A 19,225-nucleotide genomic window follows, 5' to 3' on the forward strand; every position below is an offset into this window, starting at 1 on the left:
AAGAGAATGTTATTAGACACTTGTATAATTAAAACCCATGAGCTATACATTCCATTATAAACAACAAAATAATAAAATCAAATGAAGTTGGTTTATACAGCAAAGTAGCTGTGAATACACTATGACACACCTAGAATTATTCTTAACAAGAAAAACAAAAATTTATAAAGATAAAACATAATAATTATATAAATATATAATTATTATGTTTTATCTATGAGTAAACTTAACAACTCACAAAATTGTTTGATGTAAGCATTTACTGATGATATATCTAATTTTTCACTTTTTATCATGTACTTACCATTAATAAATATGGATGGAACACCTCTCAAACGAAAATTTATTGCTGCTTGTTCCTGATCTATAACTAAAGATTTTACTAATACACTATTCCAAGCAGCATCAAATTCTTCTGAATTGACACCAGATTTAATAAATATTTCACGAATATCTTCTATAGTGTGAATAGATTGTTGCTTCTGTATCGCTATAAATAATATAGGGCTGATTCTATTTTCTATTCCCAATGCTATTGCTACAGCCCAAGCATGTGTTAATTGTTTTCCTAAATTACCTAAAAAATTCACATGATATTTATAAAAATTTATATTTTTGGGTAATATTTGTTCTATATTATTAGAAATATGGTAAATTTGTTCGAATTGATAACAATGTGGGCAATAAAAAGAAAAAAATTCTAGCAATTGAGGTGCATTATGAATAGGTTTGTTTAATCGAATATATTGCCTTCCTTCAATAATTGCAGATGAAATGCTTTTACATGAAAATACTAAAGAAATTACTATCAAAATAAGATGTAATTTTTTCATACTCCCTCCCAATAACCACATCAACATTTATATAAGAATATAAATATTTTTTATTATAATAAAATACTCTTTTCATTTAGTAATATTTCAATTAATTTAATTGTTGATATTAGTTTTAATTATAATATGTATTATAATATGGTATACATATGAAATTCATGTAATCATTTATAAGATATAAAATTTATAATTATTGTATCAAGTCGGTGTGATAATGAATAAAAAATAATTTTTTAACTGACTAATATAATAGTCAGTTAAAAAATTATTTAAATAACATGCAAAAGCATCATAAAGTAACTCATTTTTACATTAAAACTATTCAATACATATACAGATGTTTTTAGTGAGTACATTAGATAAATACAAAATTGTTTTTAAAATGATTATCATTATTATTTATTAATTAATAATATGAGTGTCAGATTGTTATTAACAGAGAAGTTATATATATAGATCCCCGTTTTCAATATAAGCATAATGTATTCAGTGATTTCTTATATAGTGTTTGAGTTGCATTGTTTTTTATTGTAAAGTATGTCTAACTCATCCCAAATACTATCAATGTAATGTCGTATTGTGTCGTGCATTTTAATTGGAATACCCCATTCTCTTTCAGTTTCTCCAAACCATTTATTTGTTGCATCCATACCTATTTTAGACCCTAAACCAGAAACTGGACTAGAAAAATCAAGATAATCAATTGGAGTATTTTTCACTATTATGGTGTCCCGAGCTGGATCCATGCGCGTAGTTATCGCCCATACTACATCATTCCAATCTCGTGCATTAATATCGTCATCGCACACAATAATAAATTTAGTATACATAAATTGTTTCAGAAAAGACCATATTCCAAAAATTATACGTTTAGCATGTCCAATATATTGTTTTTTTATAGTCACAATAGCCAATCGATATGAACAGCCTTCAGGAGGTAAATAAAAATCTGTAATTTCTGGAAATTGCTTTTGTATAATAGGAATAAATACTTCGTTCATCGCCATTCCAAGAATTGCAGGCTCATCTGGCGGACGGCCAGTATATGTAGAATGATAAATTGGATTGCTTCTTTGGGTAATGTGAGTAATAGTACACACCGGAAATTGATCAGTAGTGTTATAATACCCTGTATGATCTCCAAAAGGACCCTCGATTGCCATTTTACCTCGCTCTAAATATCCTTCTAGTATAATTTCAGAATTAGCCGGAACATCTAAATCACATGAAATACATTTAATTACTTCAGTTCTACTACCTCTTAATAAACCAGAAAAAGCATATTCTGATAATGTATCAGGAATGGGGACTACTGCTCCTAGTAAAGTAGCTGGATCAGCGCCTAATGCTATACTAATTGGAAATCTTTTCTCTGAAGTATTCTTATGCCATTCCTGAAAATCCAACGCACCACCGCGATGAGACAACCATCTTATAATAACTTTATTTTTTGATACTACTTGTTGACGATAAATTCCAAGATTTTGTCGTTTGCTTTTTATACCTCGAGTTATTGTAATACCCCAAGTAATTACAGGAGATATATCTTGAGGCCAACAACGCATGATTGGCATTTGTGTAATATCTACATCTTTGTTGCACCAAATATTTTCTTGACATGGAGCTGTACTGACACGCTTAATAGGCATATTCAAAATGTTACGGAAATGAGGCATTTTAGAAAAAAAATCACGCATTCCTGTCGGAAGTTCAGGTTCTCTTAAAAATGCAAGTAATTTTCCAATATCACGTAATGATAAAATGCTTTCTTTTCCCATACCCAAAGCTATTCTATTAAGAGTACCAAATAAATTACAAAGAACAGGCATTGAAAATCCTTTAGGATTTTCAAAAAAAAGTGCTGGTCCACCAGATTTAATAGTACGATCAGCAATTTCTGTTATCTCCAAATCAGGATTAATAGGGAATGTAATTTTTTTCAAGTCTCCTTTTCGCTCTAAAATTTTAAGAAAATCACGCAAATCTTTGTATTTCATGGCCTTTTAACAAAAAATTTAAATGTTTTATGATCAATAATTTAATTGAATATCACTATCTCATGATAGAGATCATTTTATAAGCATTACATGTTATAATTAAGTATAATTTTGTAATTTATATTTACACAGTTATCATTGTAATATATTAAATATTTATTCAAACAATAAAATATTTCTTTGTATCGTTCAAACAATCTTTTATTAAAAACCAAATTAGATGGACAATAATAACATAATTATTATTACATAATACGTTTCCAACCTATTGTCCAAATAAAAATTCCAACTATAAATAAAAAAATAGAAAAAACTTTTAAATATTTATCCTCTATATACAAAAAAATACCGCTAATAACTAATGTTGCGCCGACACCGAATAAAAATAATGCTTGACTGTGGCTAGCACGCTGTGTTCTTAATTCTGTTATTAACATTTCTATTTTTTTTTGTAATATGCAAGAACGTTTAAATTCATTAGATAATAGAGTGGGTAATTCCGGCACCTTATCTATCCAATAAGGTATTTTGTCTTTTAAAGTACATATTGCTGTTGAAAATTTTAATTGATCTTGCATCCATTTTTCTAAAAAAGGTCTAGCAGATTTCCAAAGATTTAAATCAGGATACAATTGTCTAATAATTCCTTCAATATACAACAAAGTTTTCTGCAGCAAAATTAACTGAGGTTGTATTTCCATATTAAAATATCGTGCAGTATTAAATAGATACAGTAATATTTTGCTAAAAGGAATGTTTTCTAATGGTTGTTCGAAAATTGGTTCAAATACTGTTCTCATAGCACATTCAAAATCTTCAATGTTGGTATCCATAGGTATCCAACCCGAATCAAGATGCAATTCAGCTATTTTACGATAGTCACGATTGAAAAACGCAATAAAATTTGCTGCTAAATAGTATTTATCTTTTTTATTTAAGGACCCGACAATACCACAATCGATACTAATATATTTTGGATTTTCTGGGTGTTTATAGCTAATAAAGATATTACCAGGATGCATATCTCCATGAAAAAAACTATCTCGGAATACTTGCGTAAAAAATACTTCTATCCCACGTTCTGCTAATAATTTCATATTAGTTTTTTGTTTTTTTAATGAAACTATATCATACACGGGTATACCATAAATACGCTCCATCACCATAACGCTTTCACTACAAAAATCTACATATACTTTCGGTATGTATAATATTTTACTTTTTTTAAAATTTCTTCTTAACTGAATAGTATTGGCTGTTTCTTTCAGCAAATTAAGTTCATTAAAAAGAGTTTTTTCATATTCTGAAACAACTTCTGAAAATTTAAATTTCCGTCCTTCTGGTAGAAATTTATAAATCCAATTAGCTAATCTATACATTAAACATATATCTATTTTAATAATGGGTAAAAGACCTGGTCGAATAACTTTAATCACTACATCTTTGTTGTTTCTTTTTAATCTAGCAGAATGTACTTGTGAAATAGATGCAGATGCTAATGGTACTTCTTGAAAATCTTTAAACCATGTTTCTAATGAATTACCAATAGCACGTTCGATATACGTTTTAGCAATAATTCCATCAAAAGGCGCTACACGATCTTGCAGTATTGCTAATTGATCCGCAACAGAATCTGAAAAAATATCACGCCGAGTGGAAAGCATTTGACCAAATTTAATCCATATCGGGCCTAATTCTTGTAATGCTAAACGAAAGCGCTCCCCTAAAGTTAGTTGAGAATGCTTATTTAAAATACGTAAAAAAAATCTACTACCCATTCTTAATGGAAAAATTAATCGATGAGTGGGGACAAAATCACTTAATCCATAATTTAGTATGGTTTTAATTATGGAATAAAGTCGATATAACTCATCAACAAACATCAGATTTCCTATAATTCATTTAAATAGTTATGTAAATACCCGATTGTATATTTAAATAATGTATATTTCTATTAAATCACTTTAATTCAAATAGATTGCGAATGTATTCTTACGCATCGAGTATGACTAAATTTAAATATTTGTAATAAATATTCACTTCTTGTATAATAGGAAAATAGAAAACTTGAATTATATTATTTAATCCTTTTGATAGAACACAGTTGATTTAAATGCAGAAAATGTTAGTAATGTTAAACCAAACATTATCTAAACGTTTAATTAAATTGTATGTTAATTCTAAATTCCCGCTATCTTAAAACGAGCATATTTTGTGCACTGTTACAAACTCATTTATTCAAATAATAACAAGTACTATATGTGTATTTGTGTTTAATTTGTTTTATAAATACTTAAAAATATGTAACTGTTCTTTATCAAAAAATAAAATAAATCAAATATTGTAGTTTTATAGGCTCTAAATGAAATATTTTTTGTAAACATTTAATAATAAATATCAATAGCTTCCAGTGATAATGAACAAAAAAAGTTAGATGTTAATCTTAATAATTTGTTTAATATAAATATTTTTTGTTTTAGTATTTATATGCACAATGTAGTACAGCGATTCCACCAGTCATATTAAAATATTCAACGTTGTTGAATCCTGTTTGTAGAATCATATTCTTTACAGTTTCTTGATCTGGATGCATACGAATAGATTCTACAAGATAACGATAACTATTAGAATCTTGAGTTATACATTCACCAATTTTAGGTAAAATATGAAATGAATATAAATCATATATTGAATTCAATATTTTAAAAATAGGCACACCAAAATCCAAAATTAACAATTTTCCTCTAGGTTTTAGCACTCTATATATCGAAAACAATGATTGTTCCTTATTTGTAAAGTTACGTAATCCAAAAGCAACGGCAACACAATCAAAAGTATTCTCAGAAAAAGGTAAAGCTTCAGCGTCAGCTTGTACATATATAACATTATCTAATATACCTAAATTACGTAATTTCTTTTGACCCATACGTAGCATGGAGTCATTAATATCCACTAATACCACGATTCCTGTATTACCTACTAATCGGGAAAATTGAATGCTTAAATCTCCAGTACCTCCAGCCAGATCAAGTACACTACATCCGACATATGCTCCACTGTGATAAATCATGAATTTCTTCCACATTCTATGTATGCCGAATGACATTAAGTCATTCATTAAATCATACCTTGATGCTACAGTATGAAATATATTGGACACTAGCGATGCTTTCTTATCTTTATAAACATTTTGAAAACCGAAATGAGTCATGTCTTTATCATATTTGTTCTTCATACGTATTTATTATAGTGATGTTATCATTAGGTTTCCATTGATCAAAAAAACACTATTTTAACAAAATAGTATTATGGTTTCATTTTCATCGACATATATATTTGAAATATACTTTATCAAGAATTTGATAAAGCTTCGTGACATGTGTTTTGAGTACTATTATCTTCAAAATTAGATGAAGCAGAAGAAATATTTTTTTTATCACACAAGAACATAGAATTCACTGAAATTGCATTAGTAATAATCGGTTGTTTTATTTGTACCCCAAGTGCTCTAAAACTTTCTGCTTGACTTATAATGTTACCTTTTCCTTCGCAAAATTTATTTTTAGCCGCACTATAGATAACTTCTGCTTTATTCAAATAGAGACCAATTTTATTCAAGTCATCCATAAACAACCGTAGTTTGTCGTATAATCGTCCTGCTTTATCAGCGATTTTTTTAGCATGACAATTTTGATATTCATAACGCCACAAGTTGTTGATGGTGCGTAAAGCTACTAATAATGTTGTAGGGCTGATTAACATGATATTAGACTGCATAGCATCTGTTAATAATGATGATTCTTTTTGAATAGCTAACATAAAAGCTGATTCAATAGGAATAAACATTAAAATATAATCCAACGTATTTAATCCAAATAATTTTTGATAATCTTTTTTACTCAATGATTTTATATGAGCACGTAATGAATGAACATGATCAATCACAGCTAACCGTTGATCTTCTTCGTTATCACTATTGAAATAACGTTCATAAGCCACTAAAGATACTTTAGAATCAATAACTACATCTTTGCCATGGGGTAAATGTATAATTACGTCAGGTTGCAATCTATTGCCATCTATTTGTTTTATACTGACTTGTACATGAAATTCATGACCTTCACGCATACCAGAAGCCTCTAATGCGCGAGTTAAAATTATTTCTCCCCAACTGCCTTGTGTTTTATTATTTCCTTTTAATGCTTGTGTTAAATTAATAGTTTCTTGAGTAATTTTTGAGTTTAGTTGATGTAAGTTACGAATTTCGTATGTCAGAGTATGTCTCGTTTGTTCTTCTTTTTCAAAACTATTTTGTAGTTGATTTTTAAATCCTTCTAATTGTTCTCGTAATGGATATAACATTCTGTCAAGAGTTATTTTATTTTGCTTATCTACCTTATGCCCATTTTGTTCAAAAATACGATTTGCTAAATTTTCAAATTGCATAGTTAATCTATTTTCACTATCGATAAACAACTTCTGTTTTTCTTCTGTTGCTAATTTATATTCTTCTAAACGAATATTTAATTCCTGTAATTTTAATTCTTGATCATGATTTAAATTGAATTGTATATGTAATTGATTATTTAGTTGTTCGCATTTCTGATGATAATGATCTAGTAATTTTAAACGTTCTTCGGCGGTAGATAGTTTACCGTGTAGTTCATATACTATTTGTGATTTGGTCTGCAATTTTTGTTCAATATTATGACGTAAGGTAGATTCATTTTTTAAATTTTGTGTAGCTATGCATAAAGCGTGTTCATGAGCCGTATAGTTATTTTTATATTTTTTAATACAACGTTTTCCTATAATTTTAAAAAATATTGCAGATATTAAAAAACCCACGGACATGCTAATTGCATTACATAAATAAAACGGAGTAATTATCATATATTCTCTGCTATAAAATATATTTATAAATTAATGCTATAATAATTGCTTATTATGATCATAATACGGTTGCGTATAATGATTTAGGAATAAAGTACGCAAAACGTGTATCATGTTGGAAACAACAATATACTATTTAAGTAACATAATAATGTAAAATTATATTTTAGACTTGTATATTTCAATAAAGTAATATGTTTATAAAACTTTTATAAAACTGAGTATACTAGAATGAATCCCGAATACATTTACAGAATAATAATAATAATTTAATATTATTTTCACAACTATATAAGGGTATTATTTTCATTCAGAAGAATATGAGCGCCTTCTATTACAACTTTGATTGCCATATATTCAACATGATGTATTAAAGCAACATTTGGGCTTTCCTTTTGTGTGCGATTTACAATAATACCTGTGACTACTCCTGCTCGTAATCCCTGAGTCACACACATAGTCAATAGTGTTGCGGATTCCATTTCGTAACTCATCACTCCCATATTCTGCCATTCTTCCATAGAACCACGTAATTTTTGAATAATTCGCCCAGAATATGTATCCTGTCTTTCTTGCCCAGGATAAAATGTATCTGAAGATACAGTTATACCAAAATGTGATTTAACACCAATTTTTTTAGCTGCTTTAATTAAAGCCATAGTGCATGATAAATCTGCTACTGCCGGAAATTCTAATGGAGCGAAATGTTGACTGGCTCCATCACAGCGAACAGCAGCAGTAACAATCAATACGTCACCTGTGTTTACGTATTTTTGGATAGCTCCCGCAGTACCTACACGCAAGAATGTACGTATACCCAATTGAGATAATTCTTCCACCACAATAGAAGTAGACGGCCCACCTATACCTGTAGAACAAATAATTATTTTATTTTCATTAATTTTTGCAGACCAAGTAGTAAATTCTCGATAATTAGCAATATATTCTGGTTTGTCCATTAACAAAGCAATTTTTTTTACCCTACTAGGATCCCCTGGGAGAATAGCCAAAGTTGCACCCTGCAGATCCTCAACCTTTAAACCTAAATGAAATACATTATTAGTCATAATAGTCATAACACAAAAACTTTATCTAATACTCTAGGAATCATTATAGACCCGTTTTATAACTAAAATTAGTTGAAAAGTTTTTTCAAAATTCTTTATTTTTATAAATGAAATAATAATAAATTTTTTAATTATTCAATAACCATCCTTACATAACTAATTTATAAGCAACTTATAATGCAATAATACCAATTATTGTAAATGACATTGATCATATCAAATACTACACAATTAATCAACTAAATTATTTAGCCATATTTATGATAAATAAAACTGCTTGCGTAATAATTTAACCGCGGATACCATATTATTTAATGATTCTCTAGTTTCAGACCATGACCTTGTTTTTAACCCGCAATCAGGATTGATCCATAAACGTTGTTTTGGAATATATTTTAATAACTGATTAATTTTTTCGATAAAATCATCTTGAGTTGGTTCATTTGGAGAATGAATATCATATATTCCTGGGCCAATTTCATTTAAATTCCCTATTAAACGTTGTATAGATTTTAACATTTTTTCATCTGATCTAGATGCTTCTATACTGATTACATCGGCATCTAATGCTAAAATAGCATGAATAACATCATTAAATTCAGAATAACACATATGAGTATGAATTTGAGTATCATCTTTCACTGATGAAACAGTCATTTTAAAGACATTAACTGCCCATTCTAAATACTGTTTTTGATCAGAAGATTTTAAAGGCAATCCTTCTCGTAAAGCCGGCTCATCAACTTGTATTATTCCAATACCAGATTTTTCTAAATCTATCACTTCATCACGTATTGATAATGCTAATTGTAATGCTATTGTTTTGCGTTGTATATCTTCGCGCGGGAATGACCAAGACATGATAGTTATAGGTCCCGTTAATATACCTTTTACCGGTTTATTAGTTAATGACTGAGCATAATTTATCCATTCTGTAGTAATGGGTTGTGAGCGACTAATATCTCCAATAATTACTGGAGGTTTTACACAACGAGAACCATAGCTTTGTACCCATCCATTCTGAGTAAATATAAATCCGTTTAAATTTTCCCCAAAATATTCTACCATATCATTTCGTTCCGGTTCTCCATGTACTAAAACGTCTAAATCTAATTTTTCTTGTTCTGTAATAATCTGTTTAATGTAACTCTTAATACCAACGCAATAATCTTCTTTACTGATTTGGTTATTTCTAAAGTTTGATCGAAGTTTACGAATGTCTTCAGTTTGAGGAAATGAACCAATAGTAGTGGTTGGTAGCAATGGCAAATTAAGCTTTTTGTGTTGCAATGTAACCCGTGTTTCATATGGAGCGGATCGATAATGCGAAATTTTGTCGATGTGTCCGAGACGCGTTTTAACACGTATATCATGAACTGTCCTGGAATAAGATCTTAAACTGTTAGAAACGTAATATTCACTGAGTACGTCTTCATATGTCGAGTCATTTGTGTTTTTAGTATTTAATGCAGCGCATAAAACTTTTATTTCATAACATTTTTGAATCGCAAAAGCAAACCATTCTTTAGTGTGTTTGTCCAATTTTGTTTCCATATTTAAATCAATAGGAGTATGCAATAAGGAACAAGACGAACCTATCCATAATTTACGCTCGTCTACTAAGGGATATAGTTTTTGAAACCAACTATGTAAATTAGTTTTCCACACATTACGTCCGTTAATCACTCCTGCCGATAATATCCAATTCTTTGGTAGTCGGGCATGCAGCAAAGGTATATTATCAGAGCTAGAAACTAAATCGACGTGTAAGCCATCTACTTGCAGTTGTGAAATGACATCTAATTGATGATAGATACCATCGAAATAAGTAGTCAATAACAATTTAACTATGCCATGCAGTTGTTCATACGCACTCAAATATGCTTTTATCCATTGCAATGGTAGCTCCAAAACTAGTATAGGTTCATCAATTTGCACCCAATCGATATTTTTTGATGACAAAATATTTAATATTTCTTGATATACTAATAATAAAGCAGGCAATAATGATAGTCGATCAAATTTTTTTCCTTTCACCTTTCCTAACCAAAGATAACTAAGCGGGCCAAGTAATATTGGTTTCACATTATATTTCAGGGACAGAGCTTCATCTATTTCATCAAATAATTGAGTCCAATTTAATTTAAATTCTTGATTGTGAACAAATTCGGGTACTATATAATGATAATTGGTATTAAACCATTTTTTCATTTCTGAGGGTGGTATTGGTATATCATTTAAAGAATAACCTCGGCTTATTCTAAACAATGTATTTAAATTAATATTTTCCTGATAAATACGATGTCTATCTGGAATATTATTAAACATCAAGCTAGCAGTTAAAACATGATCATACCATGCGAAATCACCTACTGGGATCCAATCCATACCAGAATCTTTCTGTTGTTTCCAATGACGTATACGTAATACACGACCTATTTCTAATAATTTATCTTCTTCTATTTTTCCGTCCCAATAATGCTCTAGAGCATACTTTAGTTCTCTATGTAAGCCAATACGAGGAAATCCTAATGTATGCCCGACAATTGTCATAATTTACTCCATGAGTTATTTTGGTTATATGAAGTATTTAAAAAAATTTAGATAAAAAATGTTTTTTTAAAAAATAAAAGCACTGTAGTTATTAACAAATCAATCCGGATGCTTCAAAACAAACTTTAAAAATTAAACGCTGTAACCATATATTTATATATAACTATTGGCATAAACAAAAACATATAGCATCAATAATTTATAGTTTATGCAAACTAATATAAAATTACTACACTTGCCTGCAGTTAAATGAACTAAATTATAAATATATATGGCTTTAACAGGTTATATTAATTTTTAATAAGTAAAACGCATAAAAAAATTTAATTACTTTGTATTATTAATCTCATTTTTTTCATAGCATTCTTTTCTAATTGACGTACCCTTTCAGCAGAAACACCGTATTGATTAGCCAATTCTTGCAGTGTACTTTTATTATCTACATTGAGCCATCGTGCGCGAATAATATGTTGACTACGTTTATCCAGAGTATTTATAGCCGTATTTAATTTATCGCTAACCTGATCAATCCATTCGTCTTCTTCATTGGGAATAGCAGCTTTATCCTGTAAGTATAACATAGGTGCTATTAATATTCCTCGGTTATCCTCATCTGAAGATTGTTCAAAAGTCATATCTTGCGCTGACATACGAGATTCCATTTCACGAACATCTTTACTAGTTACATTTAATGCTTTTGCAACTATTTCTATCTCTCCTGCATTAAACCAACCCAAATGTTGTTTAGCTTTTCGTAAGTTAAAAAACAGTTTACGTTGTGCTTTAGTAGTAGCTATTTTTACAATACGCCAGTTTTTTAGAACATATTCATGAATCTCTGATTTAATCCAATGCACAGCAAATGATACTAAACGAACATCTAATTCTGGATTAAATCGCCGTACAGCTTTCATCAAACCAATATTACCCTCTTGTATTAAATCGGCTTGTGGTAATCCATAACCAGAATAATTGCGAGAAACGTGAACAACAAATCTTAGATGTGATACAATAAGTTTTTTTGCAGCTCTTAAATCTCCATGATAGTATAATCGTTCAGCTAATGCTCGTTCTTCTTCTGCTGTTAACATAGTATAAGCATTAGCCGCTCTTATATAAGCCTCCAAGTTTCCTTGAGGGACTAAAGTTATACTTTTTTGTATATATTTAGGCATTTATTCTCCTAAATCAATCATATGTACGCATATAATTATTTAAACCATTATTGTACTGTATATAAATAATCCTGGGAAACCATATGTAGGTAATTTTATATCTATAGTAATAGATAGCATCATTTACATAACATGATATATGCATATAATACATATTATGCCGCTGATTTTCTAATAATTTAACGGAATTAGAATACCATAAAGTTACTTATTATAATTAAATTGACTACGCTTAATAACACCAAATGGCTTATGCTTATATACAATAATTTTAACACAAATCTGAATTCAAAAAATTAACATTTGATAACACGTAGATCATATAGAAGACAGAAATTTTTAACATATATACTACTACTACTACAATGCATCTGTCTAATTATTTTGTTTGCGATTGCATTATTAATTTTATTTTCAATTAATATTCTGTACACTTAGAATCAAATCGCTTTGTTACGAACACCTCGCAAGCATCATAAACGCTAATAACATTGTTTACAATAATTATTTATAAAAACATTTTCCTCATGATTTAGGTTAATGGCCTTTAGGTAAATATTTATATAAGTTATAAGTGGTATGTTGTGTTTATTAAGTTTATTATTTAAAAATAGCTTCAATAAAATTGTGTGATTTAAATGGTTGTAAATCATCAATATTTTGTCCTATTCCAACATATCGTATTGGGATTAAAAAATGATCAGCAATAGATAAAAGCGCTCCTCCTTTGGCACTACCATCTAATTTGGTCATAATTATTCCTGTAATTTTAATTGCCTCATTGAATATACGTACTTGATTTATAGAATTTTGCCCAATATTAGCGTCGAGAACCAACATGGTTTCATGAGGTGCTTCCGCGTCAATTTTTTTTATTACTTTAATAATTTTTTTTAATTCTTCCATTGCATATATTTTGTTTTGTAATCTCCCTGCAGTGTCTATAATGAGTAGGTCAACAGATTTGATTTTAGCTATTCTAATAGCATCAAAAACTATTGAAGCAGAATCAGAAGTAGAGTGTTTTGTGATTACTGCGACGCAACCACTACGTTTGCCTAAGATTTTTAACTGATCTATTGCTGCTGCTCTGCAAGTATCTCCTGCTGCTAACATTACACTTTTATTCTCTAATCGGTAATAATGTGCTAATTTTCCAATAGTAGTAGTTTTGCCAACACCATTGACTCCCGTCATCAATATAACGAATGGTTTTTTTTCTTGTACAAATAATGGCTTATCGATAGGTATAACTATTTTTAACATTTCATTACGTAAAGCATCATGAAAAGATTTTTCGTCACAAGTAATGTTAAGGTTAATGTAATGTCTCAAATTGTTAATAATTTTTTGAGTAGTTTGTATACTTATATCTGCTACTAATAATTGATTCTTAATTTTATCTAACACATTAGAGTCAAGACTTTTAGCGCGTATTAACTCCATTATGTTATCGCCTATTTTTTTGCGAGTATTCGATAAACTTTGTTTTAGTTTGTTAAACAAATTATATGCACAATTCATGTGTACTACCTCGATAATCACTATTAATATATGAATATTATTTTTTTATTTTTGTATTCTTTACAAAATAATTTATCAATTAATGTTAATAAACATGTTTGATCTGTATCCCTTCAGAAAGACATAAAATAACTAATATAACACTACACTAATTACATAATACGAATATGGTTAATCAAAAGTATAACAAGAAATGAATGGGTTGTGAATATATGAAATATAAGATAATAATGTAGTTATAATTATAACTACAGCTTCGGATACAATTGTAATTTTTTTAATAAATATAGAATATCTATAGTTTAGATATAAGTCATCAGGAATACAATAAGATAAAACAAGTTAACATTGTTGTGTTGATAGTAACAACGCTTTCACGTTAAAAATAAAAAATCTTTTGTAAGTTACTATTTTAGAATACAGAATATAGTAGATATATGCAAAACAAACTTCATTTAAGCGCATTTAGAAAAATCAAGATTATTGGAGGTAAATGGAAAGGACGAAACATACCAGTTACTCAATATGCTAAGATACGCCCAACCACTAATCGTATACGTGAAATGCTATTCAGTTGGCTTAGTCCTATTATTTATAACGCAGTATGTTTAGATTGTTTTGCTGGAAGCGGTGCATTAGGTTTAGAATCATTATCTAGAGGTGCTAACAAAGTAACTTTTTTAGATAATAATCGTATTTGTATTGCAGCACTAAAGACCATCATCAAGTCTTTTTCGGAATATAATAGTGAGATAATATGCACTGATTGTCGTTCTTGGTTGCGTCAATCGAAGACGAGCAGGAGTATGACTTATAATATAATCTTTCTTGATCCGCCTTTTCAAGATAATATTGTACCTGAGATTATTATTTTATTAGAACAGTATAATCTATTTAAAGAAGAATCATGGATTTATATAGAAACCTCAAAAAATAAAAATGTTCTTAATATTAATACAATTCCTAGTCATTGGTTCTTGTATCGAAAAAAAACTACTCGAAGTATCGAATGTTATCTTTTTACAAGAAAATCAAAGAATTTATGAATAAATACTAATTAATACAAATTATTAAACATCTCACTGTAATCAGACATGGCTTTTATAATTTAAACATAATATTAACTGCACCAAGATTTGTAACAATTTATTAAACCACGAGTTGAACTGTCATGATTTTTAGAAATAAAGTTTTTATATTTTAACTCTGGTAAAATATTATCAGCCAATTGTTTTCCTAATTCTACTCCCCATTGATCAAAAGTATAAATATTCAAGATGACACCTTGTGTAAATATTTTATGTTCATATAAGGCAATTAAAGTACCTAAAGTATAAGGAGTAATTTTTTTTACTAAAATGGAATTACTGGGATGGTTTCCTTTGCATAATTTAAAAGGAATTACATCTTGCACATGTTCATAATTTTTTTTAGATTTTTTAAATTCTTGTATTAATGTTTCATATGTGTTGCCAAAAGCTAGCGCTTTAGTTTGAGCAAAAAAATTCGATATTAATTTTTCATGATGATCATATATAGGATTGTGGCTTATTGCTGGTACTATAAAATCACACGGAACCATTTTAGTGCCTTGATGAAGTAATTGATAAAACGAATGTTGTCCATTAGTTCCAGGTTCTCCCCATATAATAGGGCCAGTTTGATAGGTAATGGGATGCCCATTACGATCTACACATTTCCCATTAGATTCCATATTTACTTGCTGCAAATATGCTGTAAAACGGTGCATATATTGATCATAAGGAAAAATCGCTTCAGTTTCTACTTGAAAAAAATTATTATACCAAATACCAATAAGCGCTAAAATTACTGGTATGTTTTTATCTAAAGGTGTATAACGAAAATGCATGTCCATATCGTGGGCTCCAGTTAACAACAATTCAAAATTATTAACTCCCAATGATAACATTATAGGTAAACCGATCGATGACCATAATGAATAACGACCACCTACCCAATCCCACAACTTAAACATATTTTTTGATGGGTCAATACCAAATTTAAGCACCTCTGTCGTATTTGTAGATAACGCTATAAAATGCTTTGATATATGTTGTTTATTAGAGGTAGCTTTACAAAACCAACTACGCGCGCTGAGTGCGTTAGTCATAGTTTCTTGAGTGGTAAAAGTTTTTGACGCTATTATAAATAACGTATTTTCTGGATTTAAATTTTTTAATGTTTCAACAATATGAGTGCCATCTATATTAGAAACAAAATGCATATTCAAATGATTTTTATATGGTTTTAATGCTTCAGTAACCATATAAGGACCAAGATTAGAACCTCCAATGCCTATATTAACAATATCTGTAATTGTTTTCTCTGTATAGCCTGTCCAACTACCTTGAATAATACTACTACAAAATTGTTTCATTTTCTTTAATACTGCATTTATTTGTGGCATTACGTCCAATCCATCTACTAAAATTGGCATATTTTTTACATTTCTTAAAGCTATATGTAATACAGCACGATTTTCACTACGATTAATTTTTGCACCACGGAACATATCTGAAATAGCTCCCATCAAATCACATTCTATGGCTAAAGATATCAGTTTAATGATGGTATCGTTTATAATTAAGTTTTTTGAGTAATCCACTAAAATTTCATTATTAAATGTTTTAGAGAAGTGGGCAAATCTACATTTATCTTGATTGAACAAATCAATAATTGATACGTCCTTCATATCACAAAAATGTTGTTTTAGATGCTTCCAAGCTTGTGTACGGCTAGGATTGATATTTTTCATAATTCATTTTTTATGCTCTATCATAAAAGAAAGTGAACAGGAGTTAAATTCCAAAACCAACGACTCATCAGTTGAATGTAATTTATTAATAATATATATATATAAAATCACTGCATTATATTTTAAACATGCATGGATATAAATATAAATTTATGAACACAATACTAAACATACCGAACAATTTTTTATTTTTCATAACAATATTATATACATTAACCGTATTTATTTAAATTAAAATTATTATCTAAATGTAAATACATACTTTGCATGAAATACATATTCTGATTATTAGTTAAATTAAAAAATAAAAAATATGTATATTGAATTCATGCGCAATAAAGACGAAAACCAAAATTGTAGTTTTAAGTGCACATAATAAATCATACTATTTATTTATCCGATTCTATTTAAACAAAAAAAATAATGTTTCATGACATTTGATATACATAATGATTTAACCAATTAGAGAACAATAGATACGCATGACTTCTCCAACTTATTTTGGGAATTAGATTAGGGTTATCTTGGGGGAAATAATGATCCGGTAACATCGGACTTAATCCTAATTTTAAATCTCTATAATACTCTTGAGATAATGTCAGGGCATCATATTCTGGATGTCCAGTTATAAATACTAAACGTTTATCTTGACTAATAAGTAAATATGCACCTGCTTCATCAGATTCTGCTAAAACTTCTAAATCCGTATTCTGATAAATTAAATCCTTAGGAAAATCTGAATAACGAGAATGAGGTGCTGCAAAGATTTCATCAAACCCTTTCGTTAAGAGCACATGAGAATGAATAGTATTATGTTGATAAATTCCTACCAATTTATTTTTTCGGATAAATTTAGGAAGATTATATAATACTTTTAAAGCCGCCTGTACCGCCCAACAAACAAATAATATAGAAGTAATATGTTCTTTTGCCCATAAAAATAATTGCTTAATTTGAGGCCAAAAGGTTATATCTACGAAATCAATTAATCCCAGAGGAGCTCCGGTTACAATCAAACCATCGAAATTTTGATGTTGAATATCTGAAAAATTACAATAAAAATTATTTAAATGTTCAACGGGTGTATTTTTAGGAATATGATCATCTATACGCAATAATTGAATATCAATTTGTAAAGGAGAATTTGATAATAAACGCAATAACTGATTTTCTGTTTCAATTTTTTTTGGCATTAAATTAAGAATTAATATTTTTAAAGAACGATGTTCTTTAAAAGTATCTCGTGATTTTTGCAAGACAAAAATATCTTCGTTCTGCAAAAACTTTACCGCAGGCAATTCGTCTAATACCCGAACTGGCATAATGTCGTAACCTTGATCTATATACGTATGAACTAAATTTATTTAATTTCAGATTATCTATTTTACCTATGCACATATTACAAACTTCCCATGAATCATCATAAAGATAAAATAATAATTAACAAAAATTTTATAAACACATACTAATAAAATACAAAAATAAAATCCGGTTAAAAATTACTGATACAGTTGTTATTATACATCTAATTATATAGATAATAATACATGATTCATAACATTCCATCATACGGCTCACATATACAAAACCAATAACATACAAATCTTATTAAGTTTATTCATGTGACCAAGATTCCATGGCTATGCTTTTTTTTCTACGAATATACTATAATAATTACCACTAATATTATAGGCCTGAGTGGAATTGAACCACCGTCCTCACCCTTATCAGGGGTGCGCTCTAACCAACTGAGCTACAAGCCTAATATATGTATATGATTTAAATAATTAAACTTATCTTCTTTCATAATCTTTTAAATACAGTATTATAATATGCGTACTACAGCTGTAATCGTTAAACTATACTTACTCATTTAACTAAAGAGCGAGCGTGTGTAAAAAGCATGCGCTCGCTTTACATAATATAATACGAATTACCTTTTTTCACGATAACATGATTTGAAATGCTATTTCAAGTTCTTCTGTAAGTCTAATCACTAAAGAAAACATCAATAGACAACAATAACCTCAATTTTTCATTTTTTGAATTTTATCACTATTTCAACATTTTAATAACAAAAATAGATTAAATATTTACTATTGAATTTCTCAATTGTTTTGATATATTTATTAGAATGTCCGGTGGGCGGGTGAAAAAGAAAATAAGATAACCTCCCCCCCCCTCCAAATATGTTGTAGTCTATGTGTTGCGAGAGGGAGGAGAGAGAAAGAAGGGTTTGTGCTTTTTTGACGAAGGAAGGGACAGGTTGTAGGTTGCTGCCTAGTTCTGGCTCTTGTGCTTGCGGTTAATGAATTTGTTGTTGGAAAGAAAAAATTGCCATGTTATTGACATCTTTGCTTCTTCGTTTCCTCTGGAAGTTGTTGTTTGCTTATGCTGAGGTTATACT

12 protein-coding genes and 1 tRNA gene are annotated in these 19,225 nt (G+C 29.0%); 1 reads left to right on the forward strand and 12 read right to left on the reverse strand.

Translation table 11 applies throughout. The features are described 5' to 3' along the window. Positions 1-203: 203 nt before the first annotated feature. From dsbA to ftsY, 9 genes are all read right to left on the reverse strand, one after another. Entirely contained in the window at positions 204-833 is a 630-nt protein-coding gene (gene dsbA / locus CBquer539_RS03225) for a thiol:disulfide interchange protein DsbA (protein ID WP_500836420.1), read from the reverse strand. Between the two features lie 497 nt (positions 834-1,330). Continuing rightward, positions 1,331-2,830 (reverse strand): 4-hydroxy-3-polyprenylbenzoate decarboxylase, encoded by a 1,500-nt coding sequence (gene ubiD, locus CBquer539_RS03230; protein WP_500836421.1) that lies wholly within the window; start codon positions 2,828-2,830, stop codon positions 1,331-1,333. A 245-nt stretch (positions 2,831-3,075) separates the two neighbouring features. After that, positions 3,076-4,713 (reverse strand): ubiquinone biosynthesis regulatory protein kinase UbiB, encoded by a 1,638-nt coding sequence (ubiB, locus tag CBquer539_RS03235; protein ID WP_500836422.1) that lies wholly within the window; start codon positions 4,711-4,713, stop codon positions 3,076-3,078. Positions 4,714-5,306: 593 nt separating this feature from the next. Continuing rightward, positions 5,307-6,065 carry a bifunctional demethylmenaquinone methyltransferase/2-methoxy-6-polyprenyl-1,4-benzoquinol methylase UbiE gene (gene ubiE, locus CBquer539_RS03240; RefSeq protein WP_500836423.1) on the reverse strand — a complete coding sequence of 253 codons (759 nt, stop codon included), beginning with the start codon at positions 6,063-6,065 and terminating at the stop codon, positions 5,307-5,309. A gap of 116 nt (positions 6,066-6,181) precedes the next feature. Then, positions 6,182-7,723 carry a DNA recombination protein RmuC gene (gene rmuC / locus CBquer539_RS03245; RefSeq protein WP_500836424.1) on the reverse strand — a complete coding sequence of 514 codons (1,542 nt, stop codon included), beginning with the start codon at positions 7,721-7,723 and terminating at the stop codon, positions 6,182-6,184. A gap of 287 nt (positions 7,724-8,010) precedes the next feature. After that, the gene (gene udp, locus CBquer539_RS03250) at positions 8,011-8,790 is read right to left on the reverse strand and encodes a uridine phosphorylase (RefSeq protein ID WP_500836759.1); all 780 of its coding nucleotides are present in this window, start codon (positions 8,788-8,790) and stop codon (positions 8,011-8,013) included. 258 nt (positions 8,791-9,048) lie between these two features. Beyond that, the gene (gene metE / locus CBquer539_RS03255) at positions 9,049-11,343 is read right to left on the reverse strand and encodes a 5-methyltetrahydropteroyltriglutamate--homocysteine S-methyltransferase (RefSeq protein WP_500836425.1); all 2,295 of its coding nucleotides are present in this window, start codon (positions 11,341-11,343) and stop codon (positions 9,049-9,051) included. Between the two features lie 323 nt (positions 11,344-11,666). Then, positions 11,667-12,518 carry an RNA polymerase sigma factor RpoH gene (gene rpoH, locus CBquer539_RS03260; RefSeq protein ID WP_500836426.1) on the reverse strand — a complete coding sequence of 284 codons (852 nt, stop codon included), beginning with the start codon at positions 12,516-12,518 and terminating at the stop codon, positions 11,667-11,669. Between the two features lie 600 nt (positions 12,519-13,118). Next, positions 13,119-14,042, reverse strand: a complete 924-nt coding sequence (gene ftsY, locus CBquer539_RS03265) for a signal recognition particle-docking protein FtsY (protein ID WP_500836427.1) — start codon at positions 14,040-14,042, stop codon at positions 13,119-13,121. A gap of 437 nt (positions 14,043-14,479) precedes the next feature. Here ftsY and rsmD point away from each other — a divergent pair, with 437 nt between their 5' ends. After that, entirely contained in the window at positions 14,480-15,088 is a 609-nt protein-coding gene (rsmD, locus tag CBquer539_RS03270) for a 16S rRNA (guanine(966)-N(2))-methyltransferase RsmD (protein WP_500836428.1), read from the forward strand. A 74-nt stretch (positions 15,089-15,162) separates the two neighbouring features. Here rsmD and pgi read toward each other — a convergent pair whose 3' ends face one another. The 3 genes from pgi to CBquer539_RS03285 form a co-directional block, all read right to left on the reverse strand. Then, a complete protein-coding gene (gene pgi / locus CBquer539_RS03275) occupies positions 15,163-16,818 on the reverse strand; it encodes a glucose-6-phosphate isomerase (protein ID WP_500836429.1) in 1,656 nt (551 codons plus the stop codon). Positions 16,819-17,246: 428 nt separating this feature from the next. Then, complete coding sequence (locus CBquer539_RS03280; protein ID WP_500836430.1) at positions 17,247-18,140, reverse strand: homoserine O-succinyltransferase; 894 nt, start codon at positions 18,138-18,140, stop codon at positions 17,247-17,249. A 367-nt stretch (positions 18,141-18,507) separates the two neighbouring features. Continuing rightward, a tRNA-Ile gene (locus CBquer539_RS03285) sits at positions 18,508-18,581 on the reverse strand. Between the last annotated feature and the right edge of the window lie 644 nt (positions 18,582-19,225).

The organism is Blochmannia endosymbiont of Camponotus quercicola (assembly GCF_059935335.1).

Coding starts and splice junctions, on each gene's coding strand:
- dsbA (WP_500836420.1), bottom strand. CDS start 833: ATGAAAAAATTACATCTTATTTTGATAGTAATTTCTTTAGTATTTTCA.
- ubiD (WP_500836421.1), bottom strand. CDS start 2,830: ATGAAATACAAAGATTTGCGTGATTTTCTTAAAATTTTAGAGCGAAAA.
- ubiB (WP_500836422.1), bottom strand. CDS start 4,713: ATGTTTGTTGATGAGTTATATCGACTTTATTCCATAATTAAAACCATA.
- ubiE (WP_500836423.1), bottom strand. CDS start 6,065: ATGAAGAACAAATATGATAAAGACATGACTCATTTCGGTTTTCAAAAT.
- rmuC (WP_500836424.1), bottom strand. CDS start 7,723: ATGATAATTACTCCGTTTTATTTATGTAATGCAATTAGCATGTCCGTG.
- udp (WP_500836759.1), bottom strand. CDS start 8,790: ATGACTAATAATGTATTTCATTTAGGTTTAAAGGTTGAGGATCTGCAG.
- metE (WP_500836425.1), bottom strand. CDS start 11,343: ATGACAATTGTCGGGCATACATTAGGATTTCCTCGTATTGGCTTACAT.
- rpoH (WP_500836426.1), bottom strand. CDS start 12,518: ATGCCTAAATATATACAAAAAAGTATAACTTTAGTCCCTCAAGGAAAC.
- ftsY (WP_500836427.1), bottom strand. CDS start 14,042: ATGAATTGTGCATATAATTTGTTTAACAAACTAAAACAAAGTTTATCG.
- rsmD (WP_500836428.1), top strand. CDS start 14,480: ATGCAAAACAAACTTCATTTAAGCGCATTTAGAAAAATCAAGATTATT.
- pgi (WP_500836429.1), bottom strand. CDS start 16,818: ATGAAAAATATCAATCCTAGCCGTACACAAGCTTGGAAGCATCTAAAA.
- CBquer539_RS03280 (WP_500836430.1), bottom strand. CDS start 18,140: ATGCCAGTTCGGGTATTAGACGAATTGCCTGCGGTAAAGTTTTTGCAG.